The organism is Bacillus sp. RCC_6_1 (assembly GCF_041360755.1).
In the GTDB taxonomy this organism is placed as follows: Bacteria; Bacillota; Bacilli; order Bacillales; family Bacillaceae_G; genus Bacillus_A; species Bacillus_A cereus.
The window spans coordinates 315,402-329,949 of record NZ_JBFUPV010000001.1 but is presented as its reverse complement, the minus strand read 5'-3'; the positions used below and the strand labels follow the sequence as shown (position 1 = coordinate 329,949).

Below are 14,548 nucleotides of genomic sequence, written 5' to 3'. Positions count from 1 at the left end.
TTTTACGAGCTTGTTCATCAGCCAGACGTTTTTGTTCTTCTTGTTGTTTACGAGCTTGTTCATCAGCCAGACGTTTTTGTTCTTCTTGTTGTTTACGAGCTTGTTCATCAGCCAGACGTTTTTCATCCTCTTGCTTACGAGCTTGTTCTTCGGCTAGACGCTTCTCATCTTCTTGCTTTTGAGTTTTTTCGTCCGCCTCTTTCTTTTCTAGCTCTTTTTTCTGTTCGCTATCTTTTGGCTCTTCATTATTAGAGGCAACTTTTGTACTAGTTGCTGTCGTTTTTTCAGAAGAAGGAGCTGAAATACCTAATAACGCAACAAAAATGACAAATAATACAGCTGTAATAATAAATTGTTTTTTCGCTACACCTGTTTTCTTAATAACAGATAAGATTGCTAGAACAAGGAAGAATATAAATAGAATGAAACTTAAAGTAGAAAAAAACTCGACGACGGGGTGTTCCGATTTTGGTGTACCGGCCGTTATTAATATAATAGAAATCATAAAAAGAATAACGGTAGGACGTCCATATTGTTTTGATTTTCCATTTTTCTTAAAGAATGAAATGATACATAAGATTAAAAGAATAAAAGCAATAAAAAATAAAGCTGCACCAATATTACTTAAAATCGACATTTTCATACCTCCATTTGTAAGATTCTTCTTATTGATTATATAGGAATTTATTGGATATTACACGTTTTGTATAAATTTAGAAAATTAATATTTTTAATAGACTTATAAACATTTATTTTATATATAAGGAAAAATGGATATATTTCCTATTACTTTTTGAAAGAGATTTCATAAATTATAGTATATCGATTGAAAGGAGGAGATTTGAATGGAATTTCAATTGTTGGTAACTTGTATATTACAAGAAGGTAATGCTTACTTTTTAGTAACGAAGGTAGATGATGTTATTACGTTAAAAGTACCGATTACTGCGGGAGTAGCAGGTTTATTTTTAGCTTTAGGTGTACCAAGATGTTCTTAATTTAAATCTCTATAGTAGAAGGGGAAGGGGAAGGGACATGCCTTCTTTTTCTACTATTACATAATATAATTATGTAAACTTAAATATCATATTTGTGATAGCACGTTTGAAATGGACATGCATATACTATAATGTTTCATTGGATGTTAGCGGCGAAAGGTAGTTTTAATAAGTGAATCCAGTGATATTTTTAAGCTATGAAAATAAAAGAGGTGCTATTATATATGAAAAGAAAAACATTGGATATTCCAGTTACATTGCGAAGAGAGTGGTTTTTAATAGAGTTAGCTCATTTAACGAAAAAATATGGAATTGAAATTGCAACTAGTAAAATGGATGCTGCACCGTTTTTAAAAGATCAAGTTACGGAGTCAAAGATAGGGAAAGGGCTACAATACGATAAATATGATGATGAGTATATAATTGAAAATTAAAGGGTAACAACAAAATTAAATTAATTTATAACAAAATATAAAATAAAGCAGATTCTAAATATAGAATCTGCTTTATTATGAAATACTTGTAGTCAACTAGCCTCTTTCTAGTGTTTTTCCTACATATTTCTCTTGCGTTATTCCAAAAGAGTCACGAAGAATGCGAGCATAATCTTTAGATTCTATTGGTCGTTTATTTTTGGTGCCTTTAAAGGTTTCTGTATAATTTTTATTTGTTAATGATATGTGACCATAAGTAGTTAATTTACAAGTGATAGCTCCTTTATTAAAAGGAGATTCTTTATGCTCTACAATCACTTTTTGAATCTTATTCACTTTTTTCTCATCTATTGGATCTACAGTGAAAGCATAGCCTATTTTCCATTCGTGTGAAGGTTCAGATTGTAAGAAACTTGTAGATTCCCCGTTAGCTCCTTTTCTCATTTCTAAAATATGCGTACCTTTTCGAGTATTTCGCTTACGAATTCGATATTCTCCTGTTTGAGAGGAGATGACTTCTCCGTTAAAAGGGACTGGATGTAAAGGGAGATGAGATGCAAAACCTGCATCCACAACATAATCTTTATCCTCATGACTTAATATGATAATGACATGACCATCATCGGGTTTCCATTTATTATCGTAAAGGTCATAAACAGTACCGGCTACTTTGTATACTTGAAACCCACAATCAATTAAAAAATAATACAATAGGGAGTTTAATTCATAACAAAGTCCACCTCGTTTTTGAATAAGTAACTTTTCTATTAAGTTATCTTTTGAGATATTCTTAATAGTACCAGCCATAATATCAAGATTTTCATAGGGGAGAATCATTCCCATTTTTAAGAGAATTTCATCTAAATCATCAAATGTTATTTCTTTTGCAGGAATTTCTAAGCGTTTAAAAAACTCCTTTTGTAATTTGGTCATCATAAAGTATTCTCCTTTCTTTTTACAGAATTTTCTTCTGCTCACCGATAGGTTAGTACTTCTAAAAAGTTAATTCAAGTGTGCGGAAATTATCATAATATATGTTTCTGGAAATATGATTTTCTATTCGGAAATTTCAGTTTAATTTTTAATCGTAGGAAAGTCTTATAATACAAGCTCCTTTAAAATTAGTTTGTATTTAATGAAAAGAAAGTACATATCTTTATTATATTTTTAAATAACTAACTAGTAATAAAATGTTTTTTTACTAAAATTTTTTCAAGATTTGTATGCTTTATATAAACAATAATGATTTAAAAAATATCTGGGTGTAGCGAAGTTAACAATTATTGAGAAACTTTTTTGTCGTATTCTATCAAAAGGAAGAGGTAGAAACAAAGAGAATAACGAGAGTTAAGGAAGAGGGTATACAACTAGTAACCTTCTAAAAATAGGGTTAACATCTTTTAAACATAAAAGATTAGCTATTATTAAGGAAGGGAAAATATAAAATATTATAAAGAACACCTTCTTTCAAAAAAATAGGGGGGAGTAATATGCGACTGATGAGAAGATGTGTGGCCTTACTAATTGTATTTTTTATCATGGCTCCAACGATTAGCACAAATGTACAGGCAGAAGTTGTAAAAGAGCTTGGAAAGGGGTTTCCTGATACAGAAGTATTCACACCTGGAGAATGGTTTTTAGGCCAAAAACCTGCTAATTATGATGAGAATAAACCGCCAATTCTCTTTGTACAAGGAAGAAATGGTAATGCTGATAGTTGGTATGGAAAGACAGTATATCATGATATAAATGATATGTATGATTATGCTTTAAAAGCAGGCTATCAAACAGTGTTTATACAATTGTATGATGCTGCAGGGAAAGGTTCGGCTAGTCAGTGGGATAACGGAAAATTGTTAGCACAAAAACTTGAAGAAATATATAATTATTTCGGTAAAAAAGTTAATATTGTAGCGCATAGTAAAGGTGGTATTGATACACAAGCCGCATTAGTTGAATATGGTGCGAATCGATTTGTTGGAAATGTTATTACACTTGCTACACCACATCACGGCTCAAATTTAGCAGATTTGTCATATAGTTGGTGGGCAGGTTGGCTTGCTTCTATATTAGGTCAAAAAGATGATGGTACGTATTCGTTACAAATAGGTGAAATGGCAAAGTTTCGTTCAATAATAGATAACAACCCAGCAGCTAAATTAAACCGTTACTATACGGCTACTGGAACTAGCTGGGGGCCAACATTTTCTGCATTATCTATGGGCGGGTTATATTTATCATCGTACGGTTCAAATGATGGACTAGTAAATGAATGGAGTGCGAAGCTATCGTACGGTACACATTTATTTACAGATTCCAGATTTGATCATGACAATATAAGAAAAGGATCAGCTGTTTTTGCACGAATTGAACCATATTTACGTACGACAAATGTGGGATTACCAGCTTTAGTAGCATCCAGCACTAGTTCAAATGGAGATCTAGAACAATTAAATACAACTTCAAATCAAAATATTTTAGGAGGCGAATTACCACAAAATCAGTGGATAGAGCAAACCGTTACAGTTGATAAAAAAGCGGAAGGAATCGTTTCTATACTAACCGCTTCTTCTGATGTAGAAGTACAAATGGTATCTCCAAAAGGAAAAATCTATGCAAATAAAGATAGCGCTATAACTACTGGTGAAGGCGAATCTTTTTTTAATGGGGCGACAATTAGAACGTTTAAGTTTGATAAATTAGAAGTAGGCGAATGGAAAATCAAAATGATGGCGAAGCAGTCGAAAGATGCATATTTAGTTGTAAGCGATTACAAGGATGACGCACCATTTGTTCTTCGAATGCCTACAAAAGTTAAAATAAATAAACCTGAGTATAAACTGAAAAAATCACCTGTAGCACCTGAAATGAAAGGGGATCTTTCCATAACAGTAAGAGTCGTTAATAAAGAAGGTAAGTTAGTCTCTGAATTTAATGAATTACAAAATGTTAATACGAATACATTTACAGGTGCTTTGAAAGATATAAAACAACCGGGAGTATACAACGTTACGATGGATATAAAAGGGATGAATAAAGAAGGAAAACCATATAATCGTACGATTGTTAAGTCGGTTTATGTAGAGAAATAAGGAAGAATAAATAAGTATAATAAAAAGTGCAGAAATCTTGTGTTAGAAAGAATTCTGCACTTTTTTATGTGGGGAGAGATAATAAAAGTTGAAAAAACTGTTATTCAATAAAAAAAGATGCTGAAATAGCATCTGAATGTGAAGAAATAATTTTAACTTAGTTTTGTAACTGTTAATTCAACTGAATTTATACCATTGTCACAAGTTACAATACTTTGACGATTAAAACCACTATTATTTCTAAGTTGAAGAGTTGAATTAGCAGGCACTGTAACAATTGTTTCGCCAACGAGTTGAAGACATTCGTTATTTGATGAAGTATTCATTTGAATAGCGAAGTCACCTTGACTATTAGCAAGTGGATTGTTATTTAAAAATATAGTTATGACTGGGATATGTGGAAATACAGGATTTAAAGTAGTATTAATACTGGAAATGAACGAAACTCTATAATCACCAGCTTGTCTAAAGTGTATAGTAGTAGGATTTAGTAAGGAAACACCTCCTGCTAAAGGTCCAACGTGATTAAATGGAAAAGGATCTCCAAAAGGAACAGTTATAAATTCAGTTTGCCAAAAAGTTCCGTATGCAGGACAGCTTCGTTTATGTGAATGGTCACATGAACATTTTTTATTTGAACTGGAAGAAGATTTGCATGAGCATTTTTTATACGAGTTTGAAGAATGATAGTATGAACCCAAAATATTACCTCCTATTCTTAATAAATTTAAACCACATAGTAGTTTATGAAGATGAATCACAATTGGCGTGTATGCTTGTACTATAAAAGGAGATAGATTTGGAATATAAAGTGGTCAAATGATGAAGTGTAGTATTTGGGTATTACCTGTAACACCTTTTGAAGATGACAAGGTTTATCATTTGATAGAAAAATAAATGGAATTTCTAAATAGATTGAAGTAATGAGGAAACGTTTATCCCGCTATTTTCCGAGCAGTAAGACTCCCACCTCAAAATTCAGCGAAAGCAAAGAAGTTAGGTGGGGGATGAATTAAACCCCCACTCATTAAAATTTCACTTTACTATATTTATTTAGTCTGACAAAACAGAAATATTACCTTTAGCTGTATGGATGTTATCATTTGGTGAAGTTATAATATTTATCTATATTTACATTAGGTTATTCAGTTTATTTTTTATTTGCGTAGCTGAGCAGGAAAAAGTCAGAAAATATAGAATAATGTACATATGAAGCATCGTTTGTTTTTGGTGTGAATAGTAATTAAAGATACGCTAAAATATTTAAAATTGTAACGAAAGAGAGATTAAATAATAGAGGGAGCAACTTACATGGAAAATATATTAAAGGTATCTTCAAAATCAAGCCCAAATTCAGTCGCAGGTGCAATAGCAGGAGTACTAAGAACAAGTGGTAATGTGGAAATTCAAGCGATTGGGGCTGGAGCTATAAATCAAGCGATTAAAGCAATTGCGATTGCAAGAGGGTTCGTCGCTCCAAGTGGTATTGACTTAGCTTTTGTTCCAGCGTTTCAAGAGATTTCTATCAATAATGAAGAAAGAACAGCGATTAAATTAATTGTAGGCCCTAGAAAGAAAAGGTCTTAGTAGAAGAGAGCGTTACTATAAGGGAAAAAGGCCAATAGACTTCCCAGGTTAGATACGCTATTTTATGTAACCGATCCTTGGGTGTGGACACGGCATTATACCGGACTCATGTCTGTTAATTTCTCCTTAAATTTAGCGCGTGTTCTAGATACTTAAAAATGCCAAATCCTTTGTGATATAAGGGATTTGCCATTTTTGATGTTTTTAAAAATAAACAACCTTAAAACTGCTCATTTAGAAGATTTAGTTTTAGTAGCGGCCATTGAACGTTTTTATGATAGTTTACCTGATAAATGGTCTTTCTAATTCTTGCAGCTATAGACTGTTCGTGTTGGTATCTATTCAAGTCAATTTTATTACGCTCCATAACCTTTGTTTTAATTTGATTCAGTGTTCCTGCTCCATCTAGTTCGGTTAATATTGCTATAATTTCATCTAGCCATGAAGTGCTGTTGGACATACATATACCTCCTAATAAAACATGTGTACTTATTTTTATTTTAATCTTTTAAATTTATATACTCATATATTGATTCGACAAAATTAGCAAAATATAAATCTATTGATAATATTATTAAAGCGTTGAATGAGAGCTTTATTCTTTCTGAGGATGAGCAAGAGGAAGATATGTATCAGGCTAATATTGATTCGGATTTTAGTAAAGTAAAGATTGCAGAAGAAGAGAAACCGGAAAATCGAAAAAAAACTAAAATGGAATCTGGTAGGGAAGTATGGCCTCGTGATCCGAAAAAAGCTAAACAAGCTATTAAACAGGCAGAATTTAAATGTGAAATAGATGACACACATGAAACATTTGTATCGGAAGCCAGCCGAAAAAATTATATGGAGGCCCATCATCTAATACCGTTAAGAATGCAACATGATTTTGAAAATAGTTTAGATGTTGTTGGAAATATAGTTAGTATATGTCCGAACTGTCATAGGTTGATTCATTATGGAAGAGACAAAGATAAGAAAAAAGTTTTAGAACTTCTCTTTGAACAAAGAAAAGATTCTTTGAAGAAGTTCGGTATTGAGGTATCTCTCAAAGAGCTATTTGGATACTATGGAATTCTAAAATAAGAATATTCATAGCTATAGTGAAGGTAGAATGTTTCATACTTAAACATAGCTATTATTGTGATGGAAATTTAAATTTCGTCTTTTGAAAGTATCAATAATTTGTATTATTTTTATAGGGTTATATATTTTTCTTTTGCTCTGCTGTATAGCAGAGCTCTTTTTTTTTGTCGTACAAAAGCCACCTATATATGTGAAGTGCACCCCAATTGTTAGGCTGTGTCTAACAATTGGGGTGCACTTCAGTCCTGTCGGGCGGCTTCTTTTAATTTATATTCACCAATTCATTAAACTTAAACTTAGTATTCAAACCAAAGGCATCTGTACAATATATAGTTTTCGTCATCGGTTCAATATGTAATACATTTATGTACATGTCTTGCACCATTCCATCACGATAGTATGAGATATGTATTTCTTCTTCCTCGTGAAAAGATTGCATTAACGCTCTTTCTATTCGTTCCATAGTATCTTGTGTTAAAAAAGGTTTAGGTACTTTATATTGTTCCTCAAACATTCTATGTATTTCCTCGTATTGCTCCGGTATTGAAGCAAACGGATTCCATTTCACCATACCTCTTCCACGTACTACAGGAAAGCTGTTATATCCCATGATGTAATACCTCACTTTTGTTTTTTTAACGCCACTACAAACAAACATGTGTTCTTTTTTAAGGTTTGAAAAGGGACCATTTTGTTAACATGAATATTCAAAAATAATTTTTTCAAGTTAGAATATTCAAAAACTTATTTATGCAAACAAGCATGTCATGATAACATTTAACAAAAGGGGGTAGAAGTAGATGAGTGTTGACATTATTTCTAAAGAAGAAATCACAAAATTATTAAACGAATGGTATCAAGCTATGATTTCACAACGTGTATTACAGTCTCAGAAAATAAAAGAAGATATTGCAAATAAAATCAATAATATTAAGGAAGACCAAACAATATTAGTCTACTACGCTTTATTGAATGCACGGTATAAACTGCTAATTCGGGATATGGATAGTACAAAAGATATTCTGGACAAAATCGAGCCTTTACCAGAGTCTACAGAAACATTTTTAGAGTACTATCATCATTTATTTAAAGCAATTTACGCTATTAATAAAGCAAACCATAGTGAAGCAAGAATGCAATTTGAAAAAGCTGAAACGTTTTTAGAGTACATGCATGATGAAATTGAAAAAGCTGAATTTAATTATTGGCTTGCAGTCCATTACTATCACGTATTAAAACCGATCCTAGCAGTTCAATTTGCTACAAAGGCGAATGAAGTATTTTCAATTAGTCCAGGGTATGAATTAAAAACTGCAGCATGCTTAAATACTTTAGGAATGGCACACATTCGACTAAATGAATTCGAAAGTGCAGAGGAATATTTACTTTCAGCACTAGGTACCTTCCAAAAATCTAATGATGAACTTCTTATTAAACGAGTTAAGCATAATTTAGGACTTTTATACGCAAGTCAAAACATGCCAGAGTTAGCAATTAAACACTTAGAGGATTCATTAGAAAATAACGCTAAAACTATGTTTCTTTTAGCAAGAGAACATTTTAAGTTAGGTTATAGTCATATCGCTAATGAATATATTGAGAATGGCTATAAGATTAGCGACTTATGTTATCGTCATCATTTCCGAATTTTAAAAGCAGTACATAACTATGTACCGCAAGAAGAATTAGAAAATGTGGTTATAGAAGGTATTTCGTATTTTGAAAAAGAAGAATTATATGATTGGGTAAAAGAATATGCTTCTCTTTTAGGTGAAAGATTCTATGGTTCAGAAAATCACAGAAAAGCAAGCAAGTATTTGCACATCGCTTTAGATGCAGACAAAAAGAGCATAGAAAGAAGGGCGCTAAAATGAAAAAAGCAATCTTATTAATGATGATGTTATCCGCTGTTTTTACTTTTGGTCTTACTAATGTAAAAGACATACCACAAAACGAAGCAATTGAAGTGTTTATGGATCATGGAGAACATATTTAAAACCTAAGGAAGAGGGCGCTTATAGTGTCCTCTTTTTAATATCTATTATTTATATGATGAGGTTGCAGGTACGTCTTTTGGTTATTGTTTGATAAACGTAAGATGTTTCTAAAAATGTGTATACAAAGGTGTAATTTTGTACTGTATATGTTCACGTACTATATAAAAAAGTATGAAAATCTATAAAAATAATTATTTCAATAAAATTTGTTTTAGATATTAAAAAGTGCCAAAACCCTTGTGGTATAAGGGGTTTGGCACTTTTGTGTTTTTTATATTTTATCAAATAAACAATTCTAAAACTGTTCATTCTTCTCCCAAGATTCAACGATATAATGTGCGATCGTCGGATTGAAGCCTTTACCAACTAAAAACATAATCGCAGCAACTTCTGTTAATGCGTGTTCATGTGATGTATGTTTTGCTTCATTTAAACCGTAATCTACCCATGGTTTTACGAAATCTAGTACGGGTTTCTTGAAAGGTAAAAACTGTGTACCGACAACTTGTTGAATTTGTTGTTGTGTTGGTTCAGTAATTGGTCCAGGTGGTAAGATTTGTGGTTGTGTAATGTCTAGTGTTGGTCCAGGTGGTAAGATTTGTGGTTGAGTTGGATCTATTGTTGGTGGTTTAGGTGGTGAGACACGTGCGTCGTAGTTTGGTTGATACATTTGTTGTTGGTATTGCGGTTGTTGTGGTTGAGTTGTGTATGGGTTTTGTGGTGCTGCATATGGATTTTGTTGATATTGTTGTTCTTGGTTTTGTGGTATTACATATGGATTTTGAGGATATCGCTGTTCTTGATTTTGTGGTGCTGCATATGGATTTTGAGGATATTCATAATTTGGACGTGTGTCATATGGATTTTGTTGAAATTCAGTTTCTTGGTTTTGCGTTGTTGCATATGGGTTTTCGTCATATTGTGGTTCTTGCTGTTGTAACTCTTGTTCTTCGTATTGTTCTGTGTATCTCTGTTCTTGTTGTTGAGGATACAATGGTTGCCTTGGATAAGGCGGTTGATTATTATAGAACATGTTTATTCCTCCTTCATGATGATGCCTACCACCTAGTGTATGGGCGGACAAGAAAATATGTGATGAAAAAATGCGGGCGTGTTACAATAAGTAACTGGGTGAAGATAAAATGACAAAACAAGAAAAAATTCAAAAAACAATTACTTTTGTAAAACATATTTTAGAAAAAGATGCGAGTGGGCATGATTGGTATCATATTGAACGTGTACATAAAATGGCGATTTCTTTATCTGAGCAAGAAGGTGGAAATCGTTTTATAATTGAAATGGCAGCATTACTTCACGATGTGGCAGATGAAAAGCTAAATGAAAGTGAAGAAGCAGGAATGAAAAAAGTTTCTGATTGGTTAGAAGAGCTACGGGTTGAAGAAGAGGAAAGTAAACATATTCTTCATATCATCGCCAATATGTCTTATAAAGGTGGCCATGGCGGCACAGTAGAGTCACTTGAAGGGAAAATTGTTCAAGATGCGGATCGTTTAGATGCTCTTGGTGCAATAGGAATTGCTCGTACATTTGCATATGGTGGGGCGAAAGGGAGATTAATGTATGACCCAACTATTCCGCCGCGTGAAGAAATGACGAAAGAAGAATATAGAAAAAATAATGATCCATCTTTAAATCATTTTTATGAAAAACTTTTGAAATTAAAAGATTTAATGAATACGAATGCAGCAAAACAAGAGGCTGAAATTCGTCATCGTTATATGGAACAGTTTATTGAACAATTTATGAAAGAGTGGAATGCACAAATATGAAAATGTTAACTGTGGAGAACTTATCAAAATCATATGGGGAAAAGCCGTTATTTGATGGATTATCATGTAGTATTACAGAAGGACAACGTGTCGGAATTATCGGTGTAAACGGAACTGGTAAATCGACATTATTAAAAATTATTGCAGGATTAGAAACTCCTGATACAGGTGATATGACGCATTCACGTGGGTATACAATTAGTTATTTATCACAGCAACCAGAGTTTGATGAAAAACTAACAGTATTAGAGCAAGTGTTCCATGGTGATACACCTTTAATTCGTCTTCTTCGTGATTATGAAAAAGCACTATTAAATATTGAAAAAGATCCAAGTAATGAAAAAGTACAGGAACAATTATTTGCAGTGCAGCAACGTATGGATGCAATGAGTGCATGGGAAGCAAATGCAAGTGCGAAATCTCTTTTAACGAAATTAGGAATTACAGATTTCACTGCAATTGTTGGGAATTTATCTGGTGGACAGAAAAAACGTATCGCAATGGCACAATGTTTTATTGAAACACCTGATTTATTAATTTTAGACGAGCCTACGAACCATCTTGACCATGAGACAGTTGAATGGTTAGAAGAATATTTAGCAAGATATACAGGTGCGGTATTACTTGTAACCCATGATCGTTATTTCTTAGATCGTGTGACGAACCGTATTTTTGAATTAGATAATGGTAAATTATATAGCTACGAAGGAAACTATAGTACATTTTTAGAAGCGAAAGCACTTCGTGAAGAGCAAGAATTGGCACAAGAATCGAAACGCCAAAATTTATATCGTCGTGAACTTGCTTGGATTCGTCGTGGTGCAAAAGCCCGTTCTACGAAACAAAAGGCGCGTATTCAGCGTTTTGATGAGCTAAAGGAACTAGAAGGACCAGCTGCAAAACAGTCAGTTGATATTGCACTTAGCGGTAGCCGTCTTGGGAAAAAAGTACTTGAGTTAAAAGATGTAACGAAAAAATTTGGTGATAAAACGGTATTAAACAACTTTAATCATATTGTGAAACCAGGCGATCGCATCGGAATTATTGGAGCGAATGGAAGCGGGAAATCTTCGCTATTAAATATGCTTGCAGGTAAGTTATCTCCTGATAGTGGTGAAATTGAAGTTGGACAAACTGTAAAAGTTGCTTATTATACGCAAGAAAATGAAGAGATGAATTTAAATCAGCGTATGATTGAATACATTAAAGAGATTGCAGAAGTTATTCATACGACAGATGGAAAAGTAATTGGTGCATCTCAAATGTTAGAACGTTTCTTATTCCCGACGCATTCACATGGTACACCACTTGGTAAACTATCTGGTGGTGAAAGAAGACGTTTATATTTATTACGTATTTTAATGGGAGAACCAAACGTACTTTTACTTGATGAACCTACAAACGATCTAGATACACAAACATTAACAGTACTAGAAGATTATTTAGAAGATTTCCCAGGTGTCGTTTTAACTGTATCGCATGACCGTTACTTCTTAGATAAAGTAGTAGATGAACTGTTCATCTTTACTGGCGGAGGCGAAGTGCGTGAATTCCTAGGTAGTTATACAGATTATTTAGAAATGGAAAAAACGAGAGAACTTATGGAGAAAGCGGAAGTTCAAAAAGAGAAAAAAGTTGTAGAAGAAGCTCCAAAACAACAACGTAAACGTAAACTTTCATACAATGAACAGCGTGAATGGGAAACGATTGAAGATACAATTGCCGAACTTGAAGAGAAAATTGAGTCAATTGGAGAAGAACTTGCGAAAGTTGGATCTGACTTCACAAAGGCACAGGAATTATCTGAAGCACAGCAGAAAACAGAAGAAGAGCTAGAAAAACAGATGGAAAGATGGAGTGAACTATCAGACATCGTTGAAGGATTAAAATAAAAACAAGCTGCATATATTGAAAAGTAAAGAGAAAAACTTTACACTATTGGTAGAACCTATTTTAGGAGGGAAAAAATGAGAACATCTAATCCAATGTTGAAAAAAGAGGCATTCCGTAAAGAGGGAGCAAGCGCTTCTGCGATGACGATTGGCGGAACAGTAGGCAAAACGTTCATTATGCTTATCTTGCTACTTGCAACGTCTGTCTATTCATACATACAGATGATGCAGGGGACGATGAAGATGCCAGTATTAATTGGTGCTTTAATCGTTGCGGCAATCATCGCATTTGCGTCTATGTTCTTCCCGCGCATTTCACCTTTTGGTGCACCAATCTATGCAGCGGTAGAAGGGGTTGTGTTAGGAAGTATTTCAGCAGTTTATACAATGAAATTTGGCGATTCTATCGTTTTAAATGCTGTATTACTAACAATCTCAATTCTATTTGCAATGTTAGTGTTATATGCAACACGCGTAGTAAAAGTAACGGATAAATTCCGTACAGGCGTTATGGCAGCAACACTTGGAATTATGGTTATGTATTTAGTCGTATTCCTACTAAATATGTTTGGTGTAACTGTTCCATACATTCACCAAGGTGGTACAATCGGTATTATTATTAGTGCAGTTGTTATTGTAGTTGCTGCATTAAACTTATTACTAGATTTCGATTTAATCGAAAATGGTGTACGTAGTCAAGCTCCGAAATATATGGAGTGGTATACTGCGATGGGACTAATGCTTACATTAGTATGGTTATACTTAGAAATTCTTCGTTTCGTTTCTTACTTTACGAAAAATGACTAATAAAAAAATCCTGCATGAAAAATGCAGGATTTTTTTATTTTCAAAGATATATTGAATGTATGGTATAATATGGATGATAGCAACTTGAAGTGAAGGAGATGGAATATGATGAAAGAGAAGAAGGGGATTATGAAAAAATTATTTTCTAAAAGTTTTTTCATAGAACTAGATGAAGCTTTAACGTATCCATCATCAAAAGTTATTACTTCAGCGATTGAAGGATATGCAACTGAATGCAATGAAAGACTAAAATTTGAGAGTAAAGTTAAACCGATTACTTTCTACTTAGAAAATGTAATGTACCGTGCTGAAATAAAGATGGCTCGCGGAGGATATTACATATCTTGTACTGAAGTGTAATAAATTTTGAAACTATACATGTTTGAACTATGTATGGTTTCTTTTTTTGTTTTGTAAGGTCCAAAATAATACTTTCTACTTACGGATATATCATTTTGTGCTTTTTACCATTCAAACATTTCTCCTTACAATGAAGAAAAACATGTGAGGTGGTATAACTTATGATGAATCGAGTTGTATTAATCGGTAGATTGACAAAGGAGCCAGAATTATACTACACAAAACAAGGCGTCGCTTATGCACGAATATGTGTTGCGGTGAATAGAGGATTTCGAAATAGTTTAGGTGAACAACAAGTCGATTTTATTAATTGTGTCGTTTGGCGCAAATCGGCTGAGAATGTAGCTGAATATTGTAAGAAGGGGTCGCTCGTTGGGATTACAGGGCGTATTCAGACTAGTAATTACGATGATGAACAAGGCAAGAGAATATATAGAACTGAAGTTGTGATTGAGAGTATTACCTTTTTGGAGAGAAGGCGGGAGGGGGCATCGTAATAAAAGGTGAT

Annotated in this window: 18 protein-coding genes; 12 read left to right on the top strand and 6 right to left on the bottom strand. The window is 33.3% G+C overall.

What is annotated here, in order from left to right; all coding sequences use genetic code 11:
• On the bottom strand, positions 1-637 hold a 637-nt coding region (locus AB6801_RS01580; RefSeq protein ID WP_370941026.1), incomplete at its 3' end, for a cell envelope integrity TolA family protein.
• 208 nt (positions 638-845) lie between these two features.
• On the opposite strand from AB6801_RS01580, the gene exsG reads away from it, so the two are divergent.
• On the top strand, positions 846-998 hold the full coding sequence (gene exsG, locus AB6801_RS01575) for an exosporium protein ExsG (protein WP_000395679.1): 153 nt from the start codon (positions 846-848) through the stop codon (positions 996-998).
• A 224-nt stretch (positions 999-1,222) separates the two neighbouring features.
• Positions 1,223-1,432 (top strand): hypothetical protein, encoded by a 210-nt coding sequence (locus AB6801_RS01570; RefSeq protein ID WP_000824205.1) that lies wholly within the window; start codon positions 1,223-1,225, stop codon positions 1,430-1,432.
• 96 nt (positions 1,433-1,528) lie between these two features.
• Here the strand turns inward: AB6801_RS01570 and AB6801_RS01565 are convergent, their stop codons facing one another.
• On the bottom strand, positions 1,529-2,368 hold the full coding sequence (locus tag AB6801_RS01565; RefSeq protein ID WP_088066228.1) for an arylamine N-acetyltransferase family protein: 840 nt from the start codon (positions 2,366-2,368) through the stop codon (positions 1,529-1,531).
• 554 nt (positions 2,369-2,922) lie between these two features.
• Between AB6801_RS01565 and AB6801_RS01560 the strand changes: the two genes are divergently transcribed.
• A complete protein-coding gene (locus tag AB6801_RS01560) occupies positions 2,923-4,524 on the top strand; it encodes a lipase family alpha/beta hydrolase (RefSeq protein ID WP_097998226.1) in 1,602 nt (533 codons plus the stop codon).
• Between the two features lie 152 nt (positions 4,525-4,676).
• Here the strand turns inward: AB6801_RS01560 and AB6801_RS01555 are convergent, their stop codons facing one another.
• Complete coding sequence (locus AB6801_RS01555) at positions 4,677-5,225, bottom strand: hypothetical protein (protein ID WP_000536153.1); 549 nt, start codon at positions 5,223-5,225, stop codon at positions 4,677-4,679.
• A gap of 610 nt (positions 5,226-5,835) precedes the next feature.
• Here AB6801_RS01555 and AB6801_RS01550 point away from each other — a divergent pair.
• Positions 5,836-6,111 carry a stage V sporulation protein S gene (locus AB6801_RS01550; protein ID WP_000427801.1) on the top strand — a complete coding sequence of 92 codons (276 nt, stop codon included), beginning with the start codon at positions 5,836-5,838 and terminating at the stop codon, positions 6,109-6,111.
• Positions 6,112-6,331: 220 nt separating this feature from the next.
• On the opposite strand, the gene AB6801_RS01545 is transcribed toward AB6801_RS01550, so the two are convergent.
• Entirely contained in the window at positions 6,332-6,571 is a 240-nt protein-coding gene (locus AB6801_RS01545; protein ID WP_000071988.1) for a hypothetical protein, read from the bottom strand.
• A gap of 167 nt (positions 6,572-6,738) precedes the next feature.
• Here AB6801_RS01545 and AB6801_RS01540 point away from each other — a divergent pair, with 167 nt between their 5' ends.
• Positions 6,739-7,194: an HNH endonuclease gene (locus tag AB6801_RS01540; protein ID WP_000283853.1), complete on the top strand. Its 456-nt coding sequence runs from the start codon at positions 6,739-6,741 to the stop codon at positions 7,192-7,194.
• A 262-nt stretch (positions 7,195-7,456) separates the two neighbouring features.
• Here the strand turns inward: AB6801_RS01540 and AB6801_RS01535 are convergent, their stop codons facing one another.
• On the bottom strand, positions 7,457-7,804 hold the full coding sequence (locus tag AB6801_RS01535; RefSeq protein ID WP_000541074.1) for a YolD-like family protein: 348 nt from the start codon (positions 7,802-7,804) through the stop codon (positions 7,457-7,459).
• A 190-nt stretch (positions 7,805-7,994) separates the two neighbouring features.
• On the opposite strand from AB6801_RS01535, the gene AB6801_RS01530 reads away from it, so the two are divergent.
• Positions 7,995-9,068 carry a response regulator aspartate phosphatase gene (locus tag AB6801_RS01530; protein WP_000109862.1) on the top strand — a complete coding sequence of 358 codons (1,074 nt, stop codon included), beginning with the start codon at positions 7,995-7,997 and terminating at the stop codon, positions 9,066-9,068.
• Entirely contained in the window at positions 9,065-9,190 is a 126-nt protein-coding gene (locus tag AB6801_RS01525) for a hypothetical protein (RefSeq protein ID WP_000709202.1), read from the top strand. The genes AB6801_RS01530 and AB6801_RS01525 overlap by 4 nt, the downstream gene beginning before the upstream one ends.
• Positions 9,191-9,486: 296 nt before the next feature.
• Here the strand turns inward: AB6801_RS01525 and AB6801_RS01520 are convergent, their stop codons facing one another.
• Positions 9,487-10,224, bottom strand: coding sequence for a hypothetical protein (locus AB6801_RS01520; protein ID WP_097999202.1), 738 nt, complete (start codon positions 10,222-10,224; stop codon positions 9,487-9,489).
• Between the two features lie 109 nt (positions 10,225-10,333).
• Between AB6801_RS01520 and AB6801_RS01515 the strand changes: the two genes are divergently transcribed.
• The 5 genes from AB6801_RS01515 to AB6801_RS01495 all read left to right on the top strand — a co-directional run bounded on the left by AB6801_RS01515 (position 10,334) and on the right by AB6801_RS01495 (position 14,537).
• Positions 10,334-10,981 (top strand): HD domain-containing protein, encoded by a 648-nt coding sequence (locus tag AB6801_RS01515; protein ID WP_000165966.1) that lies wholly within the window; start codon positions 10,334-10,336, stop codon positions 10,979-10,981.
• Positions 10,978-12,873, top strand: a complete 1,896-nt coding sequence (locus tag AB6801_RS01510; protein ID WP_097998225.1) for an ABC-F family ATP-binding cassette domain-containing protein — start codon at positions 10,978-10,980, stop codon at positions 12,871-12,873. Before AB6801_RS01515 ends, AB6801_RS01510 begins: the two co-directional genes overlap by 4 nt.
• 75 nt (positions 12,874-12,948) lie before the next feature.
• Complete coding sequence (locus AB6801_RS01505) at positions 12,949-13,680, top strand: Bax inhibitor-1/YccA family protein (protein ID WP_001260655.1); 732 nt, start codon at positions 12,949-12,951, stop codon at positions 13,678-13,680.
• Positions 13,681-13,785: 105 nt separating this feature from the next.
• Complete coding sequence (locus AB6801_RS01500) at positions 13,786-14,040, top strand: DUF4318 domain-containing protein (RefSeq protein WP_000975140.1); 255 nt, start codon at positions 13,786-13,788, stop codon at positions 14,038-14,040.
• 161 nt (positions 14,041-14,201) lie between these two features.
• Positions 14,202-14,537: a single-stranded DNA-binding protein gene (locus AB6801_RS01495; RefSeq protein ID WP_000982014.1), complete on the top strand. Its 336-nt coding sequence runs from the start codon at positions 14,202-14,204 to the stop codon at positions 14,535-14,537.
• The last annotated feature ends 11 nt before the right edge of the window (positions 14,538-14,548 follow it).